Source organism: Viscerimonas tarda, assembly GCF_054601255.1.
Genome location: NZ_BAAHWV010000016.1, coordinates 50281 through 72929, shown reverse-complemented (window position 1 = coordinate 72929; position 22649 = coordinate 50281). Strand labels below are relative to the sequence as shown.

The window sequence follows — 22649 nt, the reverse complement described above, 5'->3', positions numbered from 1 at the left end:
AAAACAGCGGGTTTTTCATTATAAATAGTTATTGAACAGAATACAGAGAGAACGCAAATTACGCAAATTTTCGCAATTTATATATTCTTTAAAATCAGTCGATTCATAAAATTATTCGCGTAATCTGCGTAATTTGCGTTCAAAAATACTTTTGATTGACTTTTTTATTTCCAAGAAACGTTTCGCTTGACTATCTTGGCCGGATTTCCGGCAATCAAAACGTTTTCTTCGGCGAATGGCCCTTTTACCACCGAATTGGACGCTACGATGCATCCATTGGGGATTTTTGCTCCTTTGTATATGCTGGTATATGAACCTATCCATACATTGTCGCCTATAAATATGCCGTTTTCATCGTTATTTTTTCGGCCTTCGTACTCAATCTGATGGAAGTCTTCATCCAAAAGTTGGCAATTCCACGAAATAGCTGTCCCTTTCCCTATGTGTAATTTGTGCGCTATTATTACCTTGGTAAATGGTTTAATCAAGGAAGAATCTACTTCGACTGCGGCGTTTTTTCCTATATCAAAACGGCAGCCTTTCCCAATAGAAAAATGCCCATTAATTTTGAATTTTCCTTGTATGTTCAGGTATGTCCAATCTTTTTTATGAACAAAGCCAACATAATCGACGCCAACAGAGAGGCGATAACTGCCGGTATCAATATTCTTAGCTCCCTTGATTATGGTGCGTTGGCAGGCTAAAATATTCTTCCCCCTAAGTTTGTAGTAAAGAAATTTTGAAATGATGACTATTAAAGATGAATCAGATGCTCTCCAGTCTTTTAATTTCTCTATTAATTTGTTTATCATAGGTTTAGCTATAAAAAGAAAATGTCCCGCCTGAATAAACCTGCAACAGTTCATTTGAGCGGGACATTTTTATCATTTGTTTACTCTATTATTTGCAGATTTTCATTAATGGTATCTACTTTCTTGGCGATTAGTTCCAATTCATTTTTCAGGTCTTCAATCCGGTGGTTCATATCCTTAAGCAAACTGTCGGCGCCTTTCGATAAAGACAAAAATCCCATGTTGTTTTCGTAAGTCTGGAGATCGGTCTTTACTTTATTGTATTGGTTAATAAGCCGTTTTCGCTCCTTCAAAAGCTTCTCTTTAGGCCCTTCCGACTTGGACAGGTCTTCTACGGTATTCTTAAAGTTCTGAATCTTCCGTTCGTTTTTATTCACTTTCAACCGGTCGAAATGAACGTCCAGCGCCGTTTGGTATTCTTTGTAAATTTTGTCCTTTTCTTTAAACGGTACAAAACCTACGCTGTTCCATTCATCCATAAAACCGCGAAGTTTCGGCATTATTTCATCAATAGCAGCATCTGCTTCCGCCTCCAATTCTTTGATTTTGGCGATTATGCTTTTCTTTAACGACAGGTTTGCCTGTTCTTCTCCTTTTTTCGAGTCAACAATTTTGTTTCTTTGCTCAAAGAAGTAATCGCAAGCAGCAATAAATTCTTTCCAGAGGGCATCCGAATATTTGCGAGGCACAGGGCCAACGGCTTTCCATTCTTTCTGAATGCCGATTAATTCGTTGGATGCTTCTTTCCAGTCGGTACTTTCTTTCAGTTTGTTTGCTCTTTCGCAAAGCGCCCGCTTTTTATCGAGGTTAACTTCCAGTTCGTTTTTCTGCAACCTGAAATGTTCGGCCTTTTTATCGAAGAAAGTATCACACAATGAGCGAAATTCTTCAAATATTTGGGCGTTGACTTTCCGTGGAACAAAGCCGATTGTTTTCCATTTTTCCTGAAAGGCAATAACTTCTTTGGTTTTTTCGTCCCACTCTTTCGAGGTGGATAGCAAGGAGTAATCAATGCCTTTCAAGGCTTCGCAGATAGCTGTTTTTTCGATTAAATTAGTGTCTTCCGATGCTTTCAGCTCAACAAAATGTTCCTGATATTTTTTGTTTATGGAGGTGGATACATTTTTGAATCGCTCCCAGATTTCGTCTCTCAATTCTTTTGCTACGGGGCCGATGTCCCTCCATTGTTGATGGAAATTTTGCAGTTGATGGAACGCCGATACAATATCGGTTTCTTCATCCAGCTTTTCGGCCACTTCGCAGATAGCTAATTTTAACTCCAGATTTTTCTTGAAATCGTAATCGCGAAGTTCGTTGTTTATTTTAATTAAGTCGTAGAATTTTTCGGTATATATTTGGTAGGCCCGCCACAATTCTTTCACCTTTCCCTGAGGCAGGTTTTTTATTTCGTTCCATTCTTGCTGAAAAGCCTGAAATTCGCGGTATAGCTTGCCAAAATCGTCTGTACTTTCGGTCAGTTCCTTTATCTTATCTATGATTGCCAGTTTCTTAGCTAAGTTTTCTTCTTTTATCTTTTCGTCTTCGGCCACCAGTTGCGCTCTTTTTTCTTTTAGTGCGTTTAGCAGGCTTTTCAGTTCTTCTTCCAAGGGGTCGGGAGCTAGAACAAAACCTTCCGAATTGCCGCTGTCTTCAATAAATTTTGCTCTAAGAGCTTCATTTTCGGCGGATTTCAGTTTGTAAAACGCTTGTTTTAGCGAATCGGTTTCGGCTCTTGCGGGAAGTTCTTCACTTTCCGATAAGGTTTTTAAGTTTTTCACAATCTCTTCTTTTGTCAAACTCTGGTGGGCTGACAAATGAGAGGCAGCGGACGATTCAGGTTGTAAACTTTCTTCGGAAGCCAACAACTCGGGAACAGTATTCTCACTCATAATTAATAGTAATTAAAGATAAAATTTCTCCTTTTGGGTTACTCGTACTAAGTAAAGAACAAATTAACAAATTATTTTTGGGATAATAGTATTTTTTTGTGTCTTTTTCTTTTTTCTTGTGCAAATTTCGGTGTAGAGGCTCTTTCAGAAGCCCGACATCCCGTGCTATAAAGCGTTTATGTTTTTCACCGGATTTTGACGAATAAAATAAAAATACTACCTTTACATGGCATAGTAAAAAGTAAACAGCATGGAAACGAAAGTATTAGATAAGGAAACGAGTGATAAAATCAGTTTCATCGCTTTTATTATTCCAGAATTTGCCGATGCTTATAAAATGAATATGCAGGAGGCTTACCGGTATTTGAAAAAATACGGAGGATTGGATTATCTTAACAAACATTGGTGGGCATTGCATACCGACAATGACATTTGGGCTATACACAATATCTATGAAATTTGCCATAAAAACGGAGCTGCAAGATGAAGGTTTATCATGGTAGTTATGTGGAAATTAGGGAAATTGACCTTGAAAAATGTTTGCCTCAAAAAGATTTCGGGCGTGGTTTTTACGTTACAAAATTTCGCCATCACGCTGAAAATTGGGCTGAAACAATTGGTGCAAAACACAATACACAAGGATATGTTACTGAATTTGAATATACAGAAAGTCCATTTGCCAAAATTATTTGTAAGATAAAACACTTTGATAGCTACGATGAACAGTGGCTTGATTTTGTTGTGGAAAATAGGAAAAACGAGGAAGCCGATTCGGTGCATGATTTTGATATTGTTGAAGGACCTGTAGCTGATGACAAAATTCAAAATAGGATAAATTCATATCTTTCCGGCAAAATCTCAAAATCTGATTTTTTAAAAGACCTAACCTATCATGAAACAACGCATCAGATATGTTTCTGTACACAAGTTTCCCTCCAATTGCTGAAAAATGTCAGTAATTTATCAATCATAAAGCGGAACATAATGGACATTGGAGAGCCTTTATTGGAAGCTTTGGTGCTTGATCGTAATGTTGATGAGGTCCTTGCTACAGATCTATTTTACAATTCAGATACTTTTGCACAATTATCAAATGCCTCTACCAAGCTCTACGAAAAACCGTGGCAAGAAATTTATGATATGCTTATAAAGGAGCTGGATAAATAAATTGTCCATTTGGCAAATAAAATAAAAATACTACCTTTACATGGCATAGTAAAAAGTAAACAGCATGGAAACGAAAGTATTGGATAAGGAGACGAGTGATAAAATCAGTTTCATCGCTTTTATTGTACCCTTCTTTGCCGAATCGTATAAAATGAATGCACAAAGCGCCTTTTTTTACCTGAAAGAATATGGCGGATGGGATTACTTGAACAACTGTTGGTGGGCATTGCATACCGACAGCGCCGAATATGCAGTGAGGGATATTTATGCCTATTGTCGTCAAAATGGAGGCTTAAGATGAAGGTTTATCATGGCAGTTATACGGTTATTCACGAAATTGATTTGGCGAAAGGAGAACTACAAAGAGATTTCGGGTGCGGTTTTTACGTTACAAAACTTTGCTCGCAAGCCGAATTTTGGGCTGTTAGAAAAGTCATAAGAAAACGTAGCGACTGCGTTATTACCGAGTTTGAATTTGACGAGGATGCGTATGAAGACAATAATGTAAATGTTTTACGTTTTGAAGATTACAACGATGCGTGGTTTGATTTTGTGATACAAAACAGAAAAACGAAAAAGCCTACACATTGTTACGATATTATAGAAGGCCCCGTTGCAGACGACAAAATACAGAATCGTATATTGCGTTTTTTGAATAATGATATTACAAGAGCGGAATTTTTTGAACAACTAATACACCCGGAACCATCTCACCAAATTTGTTTTTGTACGGTGAATTCATTACAATATTTAAAAAGGAAACAACATAATATCGTTTTTAATCTTGAAGATATTGGCGAAAAAATAGTAGAAAAGTTGATTATCGACTATAATATGTCAGATAAAAAAGCATCTGAACTTTTTTTTTCTTCCGAAACGTTTGGAAAACTTGCTGATATATCAACCAAGTTTTACGAAAAACCGTGGCAAGAAATTTATGATATGCTTATAAAGGAGTTGGATAAATAAAAAAAAGAGGCTAGCCAAAAGACTAACCTCTTAATACTCACCAGTCGGGATGATACGATTCGAACGTACGACCACACGCCCCCCAGACGTGTACTCTAACCGGGCTGAGCTACATCCCGAAATGCGGATACAAAAGTAGTAATTATTGCGCTATTTTACAAATTATACGCGAATTTCTTGCGGATTTCTTTGCAATATTCTTGTTTTTGCCATTTCTTCATACGCTGTGCCCGGTCTGCCGTAGTTACAGAAGGGGTAGATGCTTATTCCGCCACGGGGTGTGAAAAGGCCGATGACTTCGATATATTTTGGTTCCATCAGTTTTATCAGGTCTTTCATAATGATGTTGACGCAATCTTCGTGAAAGGCGCCGTGGTTGCGGAAACTGAAGAGGTACAATTTCAGGCTTTTGCTTTCTACCATTTTCGCGCCGGGCAGGTAATTGATGTGGATGGTGGCAAAATCGGGTTGACCGGTAATGGGGCACAGGCTTGTAAATTCGGGACAGTTGAACGTTACCCAATAGTCGTTACCGGGGTGTTTATTGATGAATGCTTCCAGTACTTCGGGAGCGTAATTGTCTTTATACTCGGTCTTGTTTCCAAGCGCGCTGAGGTTTTCTGTTTGCATGGCTTTTTATTTCTTTTTTGTTTTCAGATAGCTCTCCAGTCCTTGCTGGCGGAGTTTGCAGGAGGGGCACTCGCCGCAGCCCTCAGCCGGAATGCCGTTGTAGCAAGTGAGCGTTTGGGTGCGAACAATGTCAAAAACGCCCAATTCATCGGCTAATTGCCATACCGCAGCTTTGTCGCGCCACATCAAAGGGGTGTGAATGTCAAAGTGTTCGTCCATCGCCAGGTTGATGCTTGTGTTGGCCGACAGGATAAACGTATCGCGGCAATCGGGGTAACCGCTGTAATCGGCCTCGGAAACGCCGGTAACGATGTTTCGTATGCCATGATTGCGGGCTATTACCGCCGCAAATGTGAGGAACAGCAGGTTGCGACCAGGGACGAATGTGTTGGGGTAGGAGTCTTCGGGTTTTTGGCTGTCCATAATTACATTCGTGTCGGTCAGCGAATTGCTCGATAAGCGGCTGATGATGGAGGCGTCCAGCAATTGAAAGGGGACGCCGGCTTTTTCGGCTATTTTTCGGGCTATCTCAACTTCCTGCGAATGGCGTTGCCCGTATGTAAAACACAGGCTGCGTACGGATGAAAACTTTTTCAATGCCCAAAACAGGCAGGTGGTAGAATCTTGTCCTCCCGAGAACAGGACTAATGCTGAGTTATTTGATGTCATAAATTAAGTTTAAAGTTCAAGGTTCAAAGTTCAAAGTTGAAGAACTTCAGACCTTAATTTTAATTTGTGATTGTTTAAAGTGTTCCCTTTGTGCTGGGCAATTCAAAGTTGAAAATATCCCTTTTTATCGCCATTTTTATAGCTTTGGCCAGGGCTTTGAACACGCCTTCTATTTTATGGTGTTCGTTTGTTCCTTCTGCCTTGATGTTCAGGTTCATTTTTGCGGCATCGCTCAATGATTTGAAGAAGTGCAGGAACATTTCCGTTGGCACGTCGCCTATTTTTTCGCGTTTAAATTCAACATCCCATACCAGCCAGGCGCGTCCGCCAAAATCCAGCGCCACACTGCACAGGCAGTCGTCCATCGGCAGACAGAAGCCGTACCGTTCGATACCTCGTTTGTCTCCCAGCGCTTTATTCAGGGCTTCTCCCAGCGCTATCGCCGTGTCTTCAATGGTGTGGTGTTCGTCCACATTCAGGTCGCCTTTCACTCTGATAGTCAGGTCCATGCCCGAGTGTTTACCAATCTGTTCCAGCATGTGATCGAAGAAACTCAGGCCTGTGGATATATCACATCGTCCCTTTCCATCGAGATTTAGCGAAATATAGATGTCAGTTTCTTTGGTTGTCCGTTTTATCTCGGCTGTGCGTTCTCCGGCAAAAAGGAATTCGCTTACTTTGTCCCAATCCGAGGTTTGCAACACACAATATTCTTTCAGCTTATCGGGTATTTCGGTGTTTTCATCCAAAAAAATGGCTTTGCTGCCCAAATTTTTAGCCAGTTCCACATCCGTCAACCGATCGCCTATAACAAAGGACTTTGCCAAATCATACGCTCCCTGCATGTACTTGACCAACAGGCCTGTCCGCGGTTTGCGGGTAGGGGCATTGTCTTCGGGAAAGCTTTTGTCGATGAGGATGTCGTCGAAACGAATACCTTCTCCTTCAAGGGTTTTGAGTACTTGGTTGTGTGCCGGCCAAAAGGTTTCTTCGGGGAAAGAGGCGGTTCCCAATCCGTCCTGATTGGTTACCATCACAAATTCAAAATCCAGCTTCTTCCGAATGAAATAGAGATTGCGGATAACTTTCGGATAAAATTCCAACTTTTCGAGGCTATCCAACTGATAATCGACAGGCGGCTCTATAACAATGGTGCCGTCTCTGTCAATAAACAAGGCTTTTTTCATTTGTTTACTATTTTTTTCAACGCTTCTACCAGTTTGCTGTTTTCTTCGGGTGTACCGACAGTTATACGCAGGCATCCCAAGCACAAGGATATGGAATTGCGGTTGCGGACAATGATACCCATTTCCACCAGTTTGCTGTATATTCCGTTCGGGTCGGCGACATTTATCAACACAAAATTGGCATCCGAAGGGTATATTTTTTCGATGAATGGCAGTTTTTTTAGTTCGCCGACAAGGTATTCCCGTTGTTCCAGCAAGGTTTTTACCCACTCGTCTTTCCGTTCCGGTTTATCCAGCTCCGATAGAACAAATTCCTGCGTCAATTGGTTGATATTGTACGGATATTTAACGTTATTAAAGAATCCGATAATCCCGGCAGAGGCGAATGCCATTCCCAAACGGATGCCGGCAAGTCCCCAGGCTTTGGAGAAGGTCTGAAGAATAATCAGGTTGGGGTACTTATCCAGTTCGGGCAACAAACTGTCTTTGATCGAAAAGTCGATATAGGCTTCATCCAGAATCACAATGCCCTCGAAGCGGTTGATTACCTTCAGTATTTCACTTCTATTGAGGCGATTACCTGTCGGATTATTCGGCGAGCAAAGGAAAACAAGCTTGGTGTTTTTGTCGGTGGCAGCCAACAGTTTACCGGCATCCAGCGAATAATCGGCATTCAGCAATACTTTGCGGTACTCAATGTTGTTGATGTCGGCACATACCTGATACATGCCGTAGCTGGGATCCATAGCCACAATATTATCCTGCCCGGGCTCGCAAAATATACGAACCACCAGGTCAATAGGTTCATCGCTGCCGTTTCCGAGAAATAGTTGATCCGGCTCAATGTTTTTTATTTTGGCTATCTTTCCTTTCAGTTTCCATTGCAGCGGGTCGGGGTAACGGTTGTAGGGGGCATTCAACGGATTCTCGTTTGCATCGAGAAATACCGAGGCATCGCCCTTAAATTCGCTACGTGCCGATGAATACGGCTTGAGGTTCTGAATATTTTTTCGTACAAGATTTTGTAAATTCATAAATATATGTTTTAAAGCCCCCCTAAATCCCCCGAGGGGGGAGTTCAAAAGCCTCCCCTACGGGGAGGTTGGAGGGGCTGTTATTCTTCATTCTTAATAAACCCTCTGTTTTTAAGCAAGTAAACAGGATTAGGGTCGGCTCCCCTGAAGCGGCGGTACAACACCATCGGGTCTTCGGTTCCGCCTTTGGAGAGGATGTTGCGCCTGAACGATTGGGCTGTTTCCTTGTCGAATACGCCTTTCTCTTCAAATGTCTGAAAGGCGTCTGCATCAAGCGCTTCCGACCATAAATAGCTGTAATATCCGGCTGAATACCCGCCATCGAACACATGGGCGAAGTAGGGGCTTTTGTACCTGACGATGATTTCGGGAATTAAGCCGATACTGTTCAGGGCATTGGTCTCAAATGCGCCTGCATCAAGTGTTTGGGGCTGTTCGATGGTGTGCCATTTCATATCCAGAATAGCGGCGGCCACCAATTCGGTAGTCTCGAAACCCATATTAAACACCGATGCATCCTGTATCTTCCTGATTAATTCGTCGGGGATGATTTCAGCTGTCTGATAATGCCTGGCATACAACTTCAATACCTCGGGATGAAACGCCCAATGCTCGTATATTTGTGAGGGCAATTCCACAAAGTCGCGCGATACCGATGTGCCGGCCAGCTTGTCGTAGGTGCATTTCGAGAGCAATCCGTGCAAACCGTGTCCAAATTCGTGGAACAGGGTAGTAACCTGATCCAGTGTCAGTAAGGATGGCTTGTCTGTTGTGGGAAGCGCGAAATTTCCTACATTATACACAATGGGATGAACGTATTTTCCTTTATACACCTGCTGATTGGTGATGTGTCCCATCCAGGCCCCGTTGCGTTTTTCGGGACGAGGGAAGTAGTCCAGATAGATGACGCCGATATAGGAACCGTCTGCGTCCGATACTTCAAACGCTTTGACGTCTTTTTGGTAAACAGGCACATTATCAAGCTCTTTGAAGTTGACCCCATACAGCTTGTTGGCCACCATAAAAGCGCCATTGCGCACATTATCCACCGGGAAGTAGGGCTTGAGCAATTCTTCGTCCAGGGTATATTTTTCTTTGCGTAGCTTTTCGGTATAGTACCACCAGTCCCAGGATTCGAGTTTGAAATTGCCGCTTTCCTTGTCAATCAAGGCTTGGAGTTCTTCTTTCTCTTTTTTGGCCTGGGGCAGCGAATATTTCCAAATGGTATTCAGCAGTTTAAACACATTTTCGGGCGTTTTGGCCATGGTTTCGTCCAACACATAACCGGCGTGCGTCTGGTATCCGAGTAGGTTGGCTTTTTCCAGCCTCAGATTGACTGTCTTGTTGATTATCTCGTTGTTGTCGTATTCGTTTCCGTTGTTGCATCGGTTGTACATGGCTTTATACAAGGTTTCGCGCAAACTGCGCTTGTCGGCATATTGCAAAAACGGCGCCCAACTGGGCTTGCTCAACGTAAAAACCCATTTCCCATTCAGCCCCAGCGCTTTTGCTGCTTGGCTCGCTACTTCCACCACATCCGCCGGAAGTCCCGACAAATCGGCTTGCTTATCAATCACCAACCGAAAATTATTTGTTTCGGCCAGCAAGTTTTCCCCGAATTTGAGGGATAACAGCCCCAGTTCTTTATTGATTTCGCGCAACCGGTTTTTTTGTGCAGCGCCAAGGGCTACACCCGAACGAACAAATTCCTTGTAATATTTTTCGATGAGTATTTTTTGTTCGGTCGTCAGTCCGGGACTTTCAAGTTCGTTGTCGTAAACGTATTTCACCCGTTCAAACAAGGCTTCACTCATCGTAATATTGTCGCTGTGTTCCGATAATTTGGGCGATAATTCGGTGGCAATGGCTTGCAAAATGGTATCGGTCTGCGCATTAATCATCGCATCAAAAACCAGGGAAACCCGCTTCAACAGCTGTCCGCTTTCGTCCAAAGCCACTATTGTATTCTCAAAACCGGGTTTTTCGCCGTTGAATACGATTTGGTTTACTTCATATTCCTGCTCATTCATTCCCTCCACAAAAGCCGGTTGGTAATCAGCCGCCTTTATGAGGTCGAAAGGAGGGGTTCCCTTCGGTGTATTGAACGGAGCATAAAACGGATTTTGGGGGTTGAGCGATTTAATAAACCCCATTCTTTCCTGATCTTGGGCATTGCTTGTATAGCTCATTATCAACAGACTAAGTATAAATACTGATTTTCTCATTTTTTGCTCAATAAATAATAATCGAGAATGGTCATTGCGGCCATCGCCTCCACAATGGGCACTGCACGTGGCAATACACAGGGGTCGTGGCGACCTTTGGCTTTCAGACCGGCTTCCTCTCCATTGATGTCAACGGTTTCCTGTGCCATCAGAATGGTAGCCACCGGCTTAAACGCCAGCCTGAAATAAATATCCTGTCCATTGGATATACCCCCCTGAATGCCACCGGAGTGGTTGGTTTTGGTCGTTATTTTTCCATTATTGTTGTAAAAAACATCGTTTACTTCCGAACCGCGGTGAGCTACATCAAAACCATCGCCGTATTCAAAGCCTTTTACGGCGTTTATTCCCAGCATAGCTGCGCCAAGAGCCGCATGTAACTTGCCAAAGACCGGTTCGCCCAGCCCAACGGGAACATTTTTGAGAACACAGGTAATCACCCCGCCAATGGTATCGCCTTTAGCTTTCAGCTCATTAATAAACTCAATCATTTCCGCCGCTTTTTCTTGGTCGGGGCAACGCACAATGTTCGATTCTATTAGAGAAAGGTCGTATTCATCGTAGTTTTTGCCCAATTGAATAGACCCCACTTGCGAAGTGTAGGCAATAATGTCGATATTCAACTGCTTCAATGCCAGCTTGGCGATGGCTCCACCCACACACCGCGAAATGGTTTCGCGCGCCGACGAGCGGCCTCCACCCCGGTGATCGCGGATACCGTATTTCTGTTGGTAGGTATAATCGGCATGGGACGGGCGATACAGGTCTTTCATGTTATCGTAGTCCGATGAATGTTGGTTGCTGTTATAAATAGCAAAACCGATAGGAGTTCCGGTCGTTTTACCTTCGTAAATGCCCGATAAAAACTGCACTTCATCGGCTTCTTTCCGTGAAGTGGTTATGGCCGATTGTCCCGGGCGGCGGCGATTCAACTCGTTTTGTATAAACTCCATGTCCAGCTCTATGCCGGAGGGGCATCCGTCTATAACGCCGCCAATAGCTGTTCCGTGCGATTCGCCGAAAGAAGTTAGCCTGAATATATTTCCAAAAGTGTTCATCGTTGTTTTCTTAATCTGAATGGAAGTACAAATATAGTAACTTTTGAGATGAAAATACTTCATTGACCAAATTAAAACCCCTTGGGCATGTGCTAATGTGCTAATGTGCTGATGTGAATAATGTGCTAATTGGCGCGAAGCGACAAAAAAGGCTGTCATTGCGGGATCCGACCCGCAATGACAGTTTTTTTACAGCCCAGTAAGTCGGGGTTGTTGCAAGGGATATGTTATTCCTTGTTTTTGAGCATAAAAAAAGACGTGGCGCGCCACGTCTCTACAAATAGATATATCCGTTTTTTATCTCATCTCAATTTGGCTTCTAATTCTTTTTCCAGCGCTGTTTGTATATTTCGCATTATCGCATCAATTTGTTTATCATCGAGCGTTCGTTCGCTATCTTGCAAAACAAAGTTTACGGCATACGATTTTTTACCATCAGGCAGATTTTTTCCTTCATATACATCAAAAAGGGCTACCTCTTTCAGGAGTTTCTTTTCGGCTTTCCGGGCTGTTTTTTCAATTTGGTCGAACATGACGGTTTTATCAACGAGCAAAGCCAAATCCCTTTTCACCACCGGATATTTCGATATCTCTTTGAAGGTTACCGCATGTTTCCTGGTTTCTTTCATGATGGCGTTCCAGTTCAATTCGGCAAAATACACTTCGGTATTGATGTCGGCATTTTTCAACAGCTTTTTGCTCACAATGCCCAAGCTTCCCAATTGCCTGTTTTTGGTCTTGATATTCAGGGCAATACTGTAAATTTCGTCCGAGAATTGCTCGTAAGTGTATTGTCCGGCAGACAAGCCCAGGCGCAGGAGTATATTTTCTACATATCCTTTCAGTTGATAAACCGATACTTTTTCATCCTGCAATTCCCAGCTGTTGCTTACGCTATCGCCACACAACCAAAGCCCCAGATGCAATTCTTCGGAATATTCCTTCAAGGTTTCGCCCTCCACTTTTTTGTCGGCATCGTAGTAATAGCAATTGCCAAACTCATAGAACTTCAGGTCGTTATTCCTACGGTTCCGGTTGTACGCAACACTTTCGAGGCCGCCAAACAGCAAGCTTTGACGCATGACATTCAGGTCGGCGCTCAAGGGATTTAATAAACGCACGCAATGCGATTCGGGATAAACCGTCAGACCGGTATAATACGCCTCTTTTGTCAGCGAGTTGTTCATTATTTCATAAAAACCGGCTCCTGTCAACTGTTCCGATATAAGGCATTGCAAGTCGTAGCTTCTATCGGTAGGCGTTTGGTGCGACAGGTTAGAATCCAGCTTTTCGCCAATTTCCACATTGTTGTATCCGTATATGCGGAGAATGTCCTCGATAATATCCACATCCCGTTGCACATCCACCCGGTAGGTAGGAACCGCCAGAATCAGCGCATCTTCGGCATCTCCCGCCGGTTTTATTTCGAGGCTTTCCAGTATGGAGTTGACGGTTTCGGGATCAATATCCTTACCAATCAGCGAATTTATTTTCTGGTAGCTCAGTTCCACAATGGCCGGTTCTATTTTGCTGGGATACACATCCTGAATGGATCCAACAATCTCGCCGCCAGCCAGTTCCTGAATCAGGAGAGCTGCACGTTTCAGCACATACACCGTATCGTTGGGGTCGCAGCCTCGCTCGAAACGGAAAGATGAATCGGTGTTCAACCCGTGCCGGCGTGCGGTTTTTCGTATCCAGGTAGGATTGAAATAAGCGCATTCGAGGAATATATTCGTTGTTTCGTCCGTTACGCCCGATTTAAGCCCGCCAAACACACCGCCGATACACATGCCTTCTTTGTCGTTGCATATCATCAGGTCTTTATCGCTCAAGGCATGTTCAACGCCGTCGAGTGTGGTAAACTTCGTTCCTTCGGGTTCAGTGCGCACAATAATGCTTCCTCCCGAAATGTAATCCATATCGAAGGCGTGCAAGGGATGCCCCAGTTCGTGCAACACATAATTTGTAACATCCACCACATTATTAATAGGGCGCAAGCCAATCAAGCTCAGCCGGGTCTTCAACCAATCAGGACTTTCTTTCACCGATACGCCTTTTATCGTTACACCGGAGTAACGGGGACAAGCCTCCGTATTGTCCACCCTCACGGTAATGCCTTTCTGTCCGGCAACAGTTTTAAATGCATCAACTGCCGGAAGCCGCAAGCCCGGATTGTGTCCGTTTTGTTTGAGGCAGGCCGCCAAATCGCGGGCTACGCCGTAGTGGGAGGTAGCATCTATGCGGTTGGGCGTAATGTCAACTTCCAACACGTAATCGCTTTTTATGTTGTAGTAATCCTTTGCCGGTGTTCCTGCTTTGGCATCGGAGGGCAATACAATTATGCCGTCGTGGCTGGTTCCCAAGCCTATTTCGTCTTCGGCACAAATCATTCCGAAAGATTCTACGCCACGTATTTTCGATTTTTTGATAGTAAAAGTTTCTTCACCCTCATAAAGTTTTGTGCCGATAAGCGCTACCACCACTTTTTGATTGGCCGCCACATTGGGCGCTCCGCAAACAATTTGCAGGGCTTCGGCTTGTCCAACGTCCACAGTAGTTATGTGTAAATGATCGGAATCGGGATGAGCTACGCATGTCAGCACTTCGGCTATCACCAAGCCTTCCAGTCCGCCTTTAATCGCCTGAATTTCTTCTACGCCACCGGTTTCCAAACCGATTGATGTTAATGCAGCCGCTGTTTCGTCGGGAGAGAGGTCGAAATCTAAAAAATCTTTTAACCAGTTGTATGAAATATTCATATAAAATCTATTCTTTTGAAAATAATGCCCAAAATTATAAAATTTATCAGACATGGGGAAAAAAAACAGAATTAATGTTTGCAATGTGCTGATGTGAATAATGTGCTAATTGGCGCGAAGCGATAAAAAACGCTGACAAATTAAGGGCAACGCATGCGTTGCCCCCACATTATTCACATCAGCACATTATTCACATCAGCACATTAGCACATCAGCACATCGGTCCTGTTTCAACCTGACGGCCATGGCTTTACCTAGGGCTACACATGCTTCGTAGTTGTCCGGTTGCATGGCTTGTTTCATTTCTACCGGTGTGCCTACTACTTCAAACTTAAGGTCTTCGGCAAATTGTGCCAGGCGTTTTACGGCTGCGCCTGCCCAGGTGAAAGAGCCGAAATACCCGAAGTAACGGTTTTTCATCTCCCGTCCTTCTATTTTTGAAAGCAGGTATTCAACTTCGGGAAACAGTTTGTTGTTGTATGTTGGCGAACCGACAATCAGCCCCTTGTATTTGAATATATCCCGTATGATGTACGAATGCGAACGCTTCGACACATTGTGCAGAATAATTTCCTTAATTCCTTCCTGAGCCAGTTCGGTAGCAATTACTTCCGCCATTTGTTCGGTATGTCCGTACATGCTTCCGTAGGCGATAATTACCCCTTCGTCGCCCTCGTAGCGGCTGAGTTTGTCGTATATTGATACCACTTTGGCTATTTGGTCTTTCAACGTCCAGATAGGGCCGTGGGTAGAACAGAGCACATTTATATCCAATCCGCTCAGTTTTTCCAGCGCCTTTTGAACGGGCGAACCGAACTTTCCGACAATGTTGGAATAATAGCGAATCATCTCGTCGTAATACCTTTCGGGATGAAGTTGTGCATCGGTTATTCCACCGTCGAGTGTGCCGAAAGAGCCGAAAGCATCGCCCGAAAAGATGATCTTTTGGGTGGTTTCGTAGGTCATCATGGTTTCGGGCCAATGCACCATGGGCGTCAGGTAAAAAACCAGCTGGTGTTTTCCCAAACTCAATTGGTCGCCATCGCCGATAAGGTTTACACCCTCCGAAATGCCATAAAACCCGTTCACCATATCAATCGTTCTTTTGTTTCCAATTATCTGTATATCAGGATATTTCGATTTCAGTAAACCGAGCGAGCCCGAATGGTCGGGTTCCATGTGGTTAATGATTACATAGTTGAGCGGTTTGCCGTTGAGCGCCGTCTCTAATTTTTGCAGAAAAGTATCCGAATAGCAAATATCAACCGTGTCGAACAAGGCTGTTTTCTCGTCATTTATGAGGTACGAGTTGTAAGACACGCCTTTGGGTAAGGGCCAGAGGTTTTCAAACAAAGCTTTTGTGCGGTCGTTTACTCCCACATAATACAGGTCGTCTATTATTTTGATTGGTTTAAGCATGTTATTTAATTATTTAATTGGTAAGTTGCCAAGAGATTGCGGGTCGGATCTTAAACCACTAACAAGCGAGTCATTCCTACCAAAGGGAGGAATCTCATCCGTAACAGTAGTACTAAATTTTTTCATGCGTTTGCCCTGAAACAAGCCACTTATATTTTCTTATCTAATTGAATTTCAACAATAAATAAATTGCGATAATTCGCGTAATCTGCGTAATTCGCGTTCAAAAATACTTATAAAACAGCCTTCTACTTTGAACCTTGAACCCTGAAACTATTAAAAATAAGCCACACACCCCAAATAACAAACGGAACGCTAAGCAGCTGTCCCATGTCGATGCCGTATGAGGCGCGCATTTGCAACTCGAACGGTTCCTGCACGTTCTTGAGTATTTCTATCAGGAAGCGCGACAGGAAAATGCCGGTTATACATATTCCCAGTATAAGTCCTTGTTTTTCTTTGGCTTTGGTCTTCCAGAACAACCACAAGGCAACACCAAACAAGACGAAATAAACCAGGGCTTCGTATAGTTGGGTAGGGTGGCATCCCATATCCAGATTCGGAACCAATTCGTGGTATTCCCTGCTTCTTAAAAAACGCATGGCCCAGGGTAAACCGGTGGGACGGCCAAATATTTCGGAATTAAGCAAATTCCCGATTCGGATAAATGTGGCGGTAATACATGCTCCTACAATCAGCCGGTCGAATGTCCACAACATGCTCTTCTTGGTTATCTTTCGCGAATACAACCAAACGGCAACAATGATGCCGATAACGCCGCCATGACTTGACAGGCCGCCTTCCCATACTTTTAAAATTTCGACTGGGTGAGACAGGTAGCTGATGGGATCGTAAAACAGGCAATGCCCCAGACGTGCGCCGATGATTACCCCGATTACAACATAGTAAAACAGGCTCTCGAACCATTTTTCGGGTAACTTTTCCGATTTGTATATTTTTTGTACTATCAGAAAGGCGCAGTATATGCCTATACCCCAGCACAATCCGTACCAACGGACTTCCCTCGCTCCGAATAAATTAAACAGTTCGGGATCAAAATCCCAGGTGATATACGAAAGCATCTGTAATTTTTTTTTTATGTGATAATTGTTGTTTTGGAGGACAAACTTACACATAATTCAGGAAATATGTGTAAGTTTGAATGGATAAAATTAAAATAGGATGAATTGGGAAAAACTTCTTTCGTCAAAACGCTTGGGTATGGAGGAATTTCATGATGCCCGAAAGCATGACAGAACAGAATATCAACGTGATTATGACCGGCTTATATTTTCGTCGCCATTCAGGCGCTTGCAGAATAAGACACAGGTATTTCCGCTGCCGGGCAGTGTTTTTGTTCACAACCGCTTGACACACAGCTTGGAAGTGTCGTGTGTGGGACGCTCGCTGGGGACGCTTGCCGCAAAAGAACTACGAAAAAAATACCCCGGCTCGGAGGCCGATTTTGAGGAGATAGGCGATATTGTAGCCGCTGCCTGTTTAGCGCACGATTTGGGAAATCCCCCTTTCGGGCATTCGGGCGAAAAAGCTATTTCGACTTATTTTTCGCAGGGGAATGGAGCTGTGTTGCAGAAAAAAGTAGAGAAGGAGGGAGGCCGCTGGTCGGATTTCACTAATTTTGAGGGCAATGCCAACTCTATCCGTTTGTTGATGCATCAATTTGCGGGCAGACGGAAAGGCGGATTTGTATTGACCTATTCTACCTTGGCGTCCATTGCCAAGTACCCGTTTTCCTCCCAGTCTTCAGGCGCTAAGGGTAAATTCGGTTTTTTCAAGGCGGAAGAACGCGATTTTGCCAAGATTGCCGACGAATTGGGCATGATCAGGATTCAGGAAGAACCGCTCCGGTATGCCCGCCACCCGCTGGTTTATCTGGTTGAAGCGGCGGACGACATCTGTTACCAAATCATGGACTTGGAGGATGCCCATAAATTGAGGCTCGTCTCAACGGAAAAGCTAAAGGCCTTTTTTCTCGGCTTTTTCCCCGAAGAGCGGCGCGAAAGGCTGCTGAACACCATGATGATTGTGGAAGATGTGAACGAACAGATTGCCTACCTCCGTTCGGGTATAATAGGCTTGTTGGTGAACGAATGTGTACAATTATTTCTGGAAAAAGAAGCCGGAATTCTTTTGGGAGAATTCAATAAGTCCTTGATTGACCATATCTCCGACCGGCAAAGAATGGCTTATAAAGCCTGTAAGGACTTCTCCTTTGTGAACATATACCGCTCGCACGATGTGCTGGATATTGAACTTGCCGGACACCGGATTATCACTTTTCTGCTGGATATTCTTATCAAGGCCATTTTGGAACCCGATAAAGAGTACTCCAAACTGATATTGAGACGCATTCCCGACCAGTACGAAGTATCCGGCGGCTCCTTATACACACGCATTCTGGCCGTATTGGATTTCATTTCGGGAATGACAGACGTCTATGCATTGGATTTATACCGCAAAATTACGGGAATGAGTTTACCGGCGGTTTAAAAGCCCCCCCGCCCCCCGTAGGGGGGGATCCAAAAGTCCCCCTACGGGGGATTTAGGGGGCTGTTTTCATCGACAACGCCACCCGTTTCCTGACAGCATCCACCGAAATCACTTTTACCTGCACATGCTGATGAAGCGATACCACTTCGGTAGGGTCGGATACAAAGCGGTCGGCCAGTTCCGAGATGTGCACCAGGCCGTTTTCTTTAATGCCCACATCCACAAAGCAACCGAAGTTGGTGATGTTGGTAACAATACCCGGCAAGGTCATTCCTTCGCGCAGGTCGGCGATGGTTCTGATGTTTTGGTCAAATTCAAATACTTCGATGTTTTTGCGTGGATCGCGCCCCGGCTTGTCCAGTTCCTGTATAATATCGGTCAGGGTAGGCAATCCGGTGGTGGCGGTGATGTATTTTTTCAGGTCGAGCGACTTTTTCAGCTCTTTGTTTTCAATCAGGTCTTTCACCGTTGTTTTCAGGTCTTTGGCCATTGTTTCCACAATGTGGTAGCTTTCGGGATGCACGGCCGAATTGTCCAGCGGATTCCCGGCATTGGCAATCCGCAGAAAACCGGCGCACTGTTCAAAGGCCTTTTCGCCCATACGCGGCACTTTCAGCAGCTCCTTACGGGATTTGAACGCCCCGTGTTCGCTTCGGTAATCGACAATATTTTGCGCCAGGGTAGGGCCGAGACCCGATATGTAGGTCAGCAAATGCTTGCTGGCGGTGTTAACATTCACGCCCACCAAATTCACACAACTTTCGACCGTTAAATCGAGCGATTTCTTGAGTTTGTTTTGGTCAACATCGTGCTGGTATTGCCCAACGCCAATAGATTTAGGGTCTATCTTCACCAATTCGGCCAAAGGGTCCATCAGTCTGCGCCCGATGGAAATGGCTCCACGAACGGTAACGTCATACTCGGGAAATTCTTCCCGCGCCGTTTTTGAGGCCGAATAAATGGAAGCTCCGTTTTCGCTGACCACAAACACCTGAACCTGCTTTTCGTAGCGCAAATTGGTAATGAAGCGTTCGGTTTCGCGGCTGGCAGTTCCGTTACCGATGGCAATGGCGTCTATATTGTAGGTGGAGACCAGTTTCACCACCTTGTTTCCTGCTTTTACAAACTCATTTTGAGGGGGATGCGGATAAATTGTTTCGTTGTGCAGCAAGTTTCCCTGTGCATCGAGGCAGACCAGTTTGCAGCCTGTGCGGTAGCCCGGATCGAGCCCCAGTACACGTTTTTGCCCCAATGGAGGAGCCAAAAGCAACTGCCTCAGATTCTCGATGAAGACACGGATAGCTTCTTCGTCCGCCAGCTCTTTGGATATGGAGGCAAATTCGGTTTCGATAGAGGGTTTCAGCAGGCGTTTGTAGGCATCCTTTACCGATGCTTCCACGTAATCGGCCGCTTCGTTGTTCCCCTTTATAAACCGCTTGTTCAAACGCTCGATGGCATTTTCGTCTTCGGGCGAAATGCTGACTTTGAGAAAACCTTCGGCCTCGCCACGCCTCATGGCCAGCAAGCGATGCGAACTGCACCTGCTCAATTTTTCCGAAAAATCGAAATAATCGCGGAACTTGTCGCCTTCTTCCTCTTTCCCCTTCACCAGCTTGGAAGTAATAACCGCCTCCCGTTGAAAAATCGTGCGGATGGAGTTACGGGCATATTCATCTTCGTTTATCCATTCGGCAATAATATCGCAGGCTCCGGCTATGGCCTCTTTGGTGTCCTGTACCTCGCCTTTCACAAAAGCAAAGGCTTTTTCGTCCACATCCATGTTGTTCTGAGACATGATTAGCTTGGCCAGCCCTTCCAAGCCTTTTTTGCGGGCTATTTCGGCGCGTGTCTGGCGTTTGGGTTTGTAGGGCAGGTAAATATCCTCCAGTTCGGTGATGTTCCAGCAGTTTTCGATTCGGGTTTTCAGTTCGGGAGTTAGTTTCTCCTGTTCTTCAATGGATTTCAAAATAGTCTCTTTCCGCTTCTTGAGTTCCACTATTTTATCGTACTGCTCTTTGATTGAGGCTATTTGCACTTCATCAAGCCCTCCCGTTACTTCCTTGCGGTAACGGCTGATAAACGGGATGGTGGCTCCGTCATTCAGCAAATTCACCGTTTTTTCTATTTGCGACTCCTTTATATTCAGCGCACCGGAAATTAAATTATATATCGACATTCTTTTTTAATTAGGTGTTACAAGTGGCTGGCAAATTTAGAAAATAAAATGCAAAATAATTAGAATAATTAGAATAATGTGCTGATGTGAATATAATGAGAATAATGTGCTGATGTGCTGATGAGAATAATAATGTATGGTCGTGGCGTGCCGCGACCATTTTTATTTCTGTCATTGCGGGCTCCGACCCGCAAATGACAGTCAGTTTATAGTCGCTTCGCGCCCATTATTCACATTGGCACATTATTCTAATTAGCATATTGGCACATTATTCTAATTAGCATATTGGCACATCAGCACATTAATTGCATTTTTTTCGTATCTTTGCGCTCCGTAAACAAGTTTACAAGCATGAATAAGATACGAAATTTTTGCATCATAGCGCATATCGACCATGGGAAAAGCACCTTGGCCGACCGTTTGTTGGAATACACCAAAACGGTTGAGGGCAAAGACTTGCAGGCGCAGGTTCTCGACGATATGGATTTGGAAAGAGAACGAGGCATAACAATCAAGAGCCACGCCATTCAGATGAAATACGTTTACAATGGCGAGGATTACATACTCAATTTGATTGACACTCCGGGGCACGTCGATTTTTCGTACGAGGTTTCCCGTTCCATTGCTGCCTGCGAGGGCGCTTTGCTTATTGTGGATGCGGCACAGGGCATTCAGGCGCAAACCATTTCCAACCTCTACATGGCCCTCGAAAACGACTTGGAAATAATTCCCGTCCTCAATAAAATAGATTTGCCGAGCGCCATGCCCGACGAGGTAGAAGACCAAATCATAGAACTACTCGGCTGCAAGCGCGAAGAGATAATTCGCGCCAGTGGAAAAACCGGCGAGGGCGTTTACGATATACTGGCGGCCATTGTAGAAAAGGTTCCGGCCCCTAAAGGCGACCCGGACGGCTCCCTGCAAGCGCTTATTTTCGATTCGGTGTTCAATTCGTTCCGTGGAATTATCGCTTACTTTAAAATACTGAACGGCTCCATCAGCAAAGGCGACCTGGTGAAATTTTACGCCACCGGTAAGGAATACAACGCCGATGAAGTGGGGATATTGAAGCTAACCATGTCGCCCCGCGAAACAATCGGTTGCGGCGATGTGGGTTACATTATTTCGGGGATTAAAACCTCGAAAGAAGTGAAGGTTGGCGATACCATTACACACGTGAAGAACCCCTGCAAGAGCGCTATATCAGGGTTTGAGGAAGTAAAACCGATGGTCTTTGCCGGCGTATATCCAATTGAAAGCGAGGAGTTTGAAGATTTACGCGCTTCGCTCGAAAAACTCCAGTTGAACGATGCCTCGCTGACTTTTCAGCCTGAATCGTCTGTGGCCCTCGGCTTTGGCTTCCGTTGCGGATTCTTAGGCCTCCTGCACATGGAAATTATACAGGAACGGCTCGACCGAGAATTTAACATGGATGTGATAACCACCGTTCCAAACGTATCGTATTTGGTTCACGACAAAAAGGGAGGCGTGAAAGAGGTGCACAATCCCTCCGGCTTACCCGACCCAACCCTGATTGATTACATCGAAGAACCCTATATCCGCTCTTCCATCATTACCAACATGGCCTACATTGGGCCGATAATGACCTTGTGTCTGGGGAAAAGAGGGGTGTTAATCAAGCAGGATTATATTTCGGGCGACCGTGTCGAAATTATCTACGATTTGCCCCTGGGCGAAATTGTGATTGATTTTTACGACAAGCTGAAAAGCATTTCCAAGGGCTATGCTTCTTTCGACTACCACATGCACGATTACCGCGAGGCAAGGCTTGTGAAACTCGATATTCTCCTTAACGGCGAGCCGGTGGACGCCCTTTCGACCTTGACCCATACCGATAATGCCGTAACATTCGGACGGCGGATGTGCGAAAAGTTGCGGGAACTGATTCCCCGCCAGCAATTCGATATTGCCATTCAAGCGGCTATCGGCGCCAAAATAATTGCCCGCGAAACGGTAAAGGCTGTACGCAAGGACGTTACGGCCAAATGTTATGGCGGCGATATTTCGCGTAAACGGAAATTGCTGGAAAAACAAAAAGAAGGCAAAAAACGAATGAAACAAGTAGGCAATGTAGAAGTGCCCCAAAAGGCATTCCTGGCCGTATTAAAACTGGATTAATA

The 22649-nt window shown here is 44.4% G+C and carries 18 protein-coding genes and 1 tRNA gene; 6 read left to right on the top strand and 13 right to left on the bottom strand.

What is annotated here, in order from left to right; genetic code table 11:
* Positions 1–164: 164 nt before the first annotated feature.
* Positions 165–812 (bottom strand): acyltransferase, encoded by a 648-nt coding sequence (locus ACYPWY_RS08910; RefSeq protein WP_459685175.1) that lies wholly within the window; start codon positions 810–812, stop codon positions 165–167.
* 80 nt (positions 813–892) lie between these two features.
* A complete protein-coding gene (locus tag ACYPWY_RS08905; RefSeq protein WP_459685174.1) occupies positions 893–2701 on the bottom strand; it encodes a DUF349 domain-containing protein in 1809 nt (602 codons plus the stop codon).
* A gap of 250 nt (positions 2702–2951) precedes the next feature.
* Between ACYPWY_RS08905 and ACYPWY_RS08900 the strand changes: the two genes are divergently transcribed.
* The 4 genes from ACYPWY_RS08900 to ACYPWY_RS08885 all read left to right on the top strand — a co-directional run bounded on the left by ACYPWY_RS08900 (position 2952) and on the right by ACYPWY_RS08885 (position 4837).
* Positions 2952–3188 (top strand): DUF3791 domain-containing protein, encoded by a 237-nt coding sequence (locus ACYPWY_RS08900; RefSeq protein WP_459685173.1) that lies wholly within the window; start codon positions 2952–2954, stop codon positions 3186–3188.
* On the top strand, positions 3185–3868 hold the full coding sequence (locus ACYPWY_RS08895; RefSeq protein ID WP_459685172.1) for a DUF3990 domain-containing protein: 684 nt from the start codon (positions 3185–3187) through the stop codon (positions 3866–3868). Before ACYPWY_RS08900 ends, ACYPWY_RS08895 begins: the two co-directional genes overlap by 4 nt.
* Positions 3869–3932: 64 nt before the next feature.
* A complete protein-coding gene (locus ACYPWY_RS08890; protein WP_459685171.1) occupies positions 3933–4169 on the top strand; it encodes a DUF3791 domain-containing protein in 237 nt (78 codons plus the stop codon).
* Positions 4166–4837 (top strand): DUF3990 domain-containing protein, encoded by a 672-nt coding sequence (locus ACYPWY_RS08885; RefSeq protein ID WP_459685170.1) that lies wholly within the window; start codon positions 4166–4168, stop codon positions 4835–4837. Before ACYPWY_RS08890 ends, ACYPWY_RS08885 begins: the two co-directional genes overlap by 4 nt.
* 44 nt (positions 4838–4881) lie before the next feature.
* On the opposite strand, the gene ACYPWY_RS08880 is transcribed toward ACYPWY_RS08885, so the two are convergent.
* The 10 genes from ACYPWY_RS08880 to lgt form a co-directional block, all read right to left on the bottom strand.
* Positions 4882–4956 (bottom strand) — tRNA-Pro (locus tag ACYPWY_RS08880).
* A 43-nt stretch (positions 4957–4999) separates the two neighbouring features.
* A complete protein-coding gene (gene queF / locus ACYPWY_RS08875; protein WP_459685169.1) occupies positions 5000–5467 on the bottom strand; it encodes a preQ(1) synthase in 468 nt (155 codons plus the stop codon).
* A gap of 6 nt (positions 5468–5473) precedes the next feature.
* Entirely contained in the window at positions 5474–6136 is a 663-nt protein-coding gene (queC, locus tag ACYPWY_RS08870) for a 7-cyano-7-deazaguanine synthase QueC (protein ID WP_459685168.1), read from the bottom strand.
* 74 nt (positions 6137–6210) lie between these two features.
* Positions 6211–7323, bottom strand: coding sequence for a bifunctional histidinol-phosphatase/imidazoleglycerol-phosphate dehydratase HisB (gene hisB, locus ACYPWY_RS08865; RefSeq protein WP_459685167.1), 1113 nt, complete (start codon positions 7321–7323; stop codon positions 6211–6213).
* Complete coding sequence (hisC, locus tag ACYPWY_RS08860) at positions 7320–8357, bottom strand: histidinol-phosphate transaminase (protein WP_459685166.1); 1038 nt, start codon at positions 8355–8357, stop codon at positions 7320–7322. The genes hisB and hisC overlap by 4 nt, the downstream gene beginning before the upstream one ends.
* A gap of 80 nt (positions 8358–8437) precedes the next feature.
* Positions 8438–10582 (bottom strand): M3 family metallopeptidase, encoded by a 2145-nt coding sequence (locus tag ACYPWY_RS08855; protein ID WP_459685165.1) that lies wholly within the window; start codon positions 10580–10582, stop codon positions 8438–8440.
* A complete protein-coding gene (gene aroC / locus ACYPWY_RS08850; RefSeq protein ID WP_459685183.1) occupies positions 10579–11640 on the bottom strand; it encodes a chorismate synthase in 1062 nt (353 codons plus the stop codon). Before aroC ends, ACYPWY_RS08855 begins: the two co-directional genes overlap by 4 nt.
* A gap of 302 nt (positions 11641–11942) precedes the next feature.
* Complete coding sequence (pheT, locus tag ACYPWY_RS08845; protein ID WP_459685164.1) at positions 11943–14402, bottom strand: phenylalanine--tRNA ligase subunit beta; 2460 nt, start codon at positions 14400–14402, stop codon at positions 11943–11945.
* Positions 14403–14597: 195 nt separating this feature from the next.
* Entirely contained in the window at positions 14598–15821 is a 1224-nt protein-coding gene (locus tag ACYPWY_RS08840) for an FprA family A-type flavoprotein (RefSeq protein ID WP_459685163.1), read from the bottom strand.
* A 248-nt stretch (positions 15822–16069) separates the two neighbouring features.
* Complete coding sequence (gene lgt / locus ACYPWY_RS08835) at positions 16070–16903, bottom strand: prolipoprotein diacylglyceryl transferase (protein WP_459685162.1); 834 nt, start codon at positions 16901–16903, stop codon at positions 16070–16072.
* A 100-nt stretch (positions 16904–17003) separates the two neighbouring features.
* On the opposite strand from lgt, the gene dgt reads away from it, so the two are divergent.
* The gene (gene dgt, locus ACYPWY_RS08830) at positions 17004–18332 is read left to right on the top strand and encodes a dGTP triphosphohydrolase (RefSeq protein ID WP_459685161.1); all 1329 of its coding nucleotides are present in this window, start codon (positions 17004–17006) and stop codon (positions 18330–18332) included.
* 52 nt (positions 18333–18384) lie between these two features.
* On the opposite strand, the gene ACYPWY_RS08825 is transcribed toward dgt, so the two are convergent.
* On the bottom strand, positions 18385–20508 hold the full coding sequence (locus tag ACYPWY_RS08825) for a Tex family protein (RefSeq protein WP_459685160.1): 2124 nt from the start codon (positions 20506–20508) through the stop codon (positions 18385–18387).
* 351 nt (positions 20509–20859) lie between these two features.
* On the opposite strand from ACYPWY_RS08825, the gene lepA reads away from it, so the two are divergent.
* Positions 20860–22647 (top strand): translation elongation factor 4, encoded by a 1788-nt coding sequence (gene lepA, locus ACYPWY_RS08820; protein WP_459685159.1) that lies wholly within the window; start codon positions 20860–20862, stop codon positions 22645–22647.
* The last annotated feature ends 2 nt before the right edge of the window (positions 22648–22649 follow it).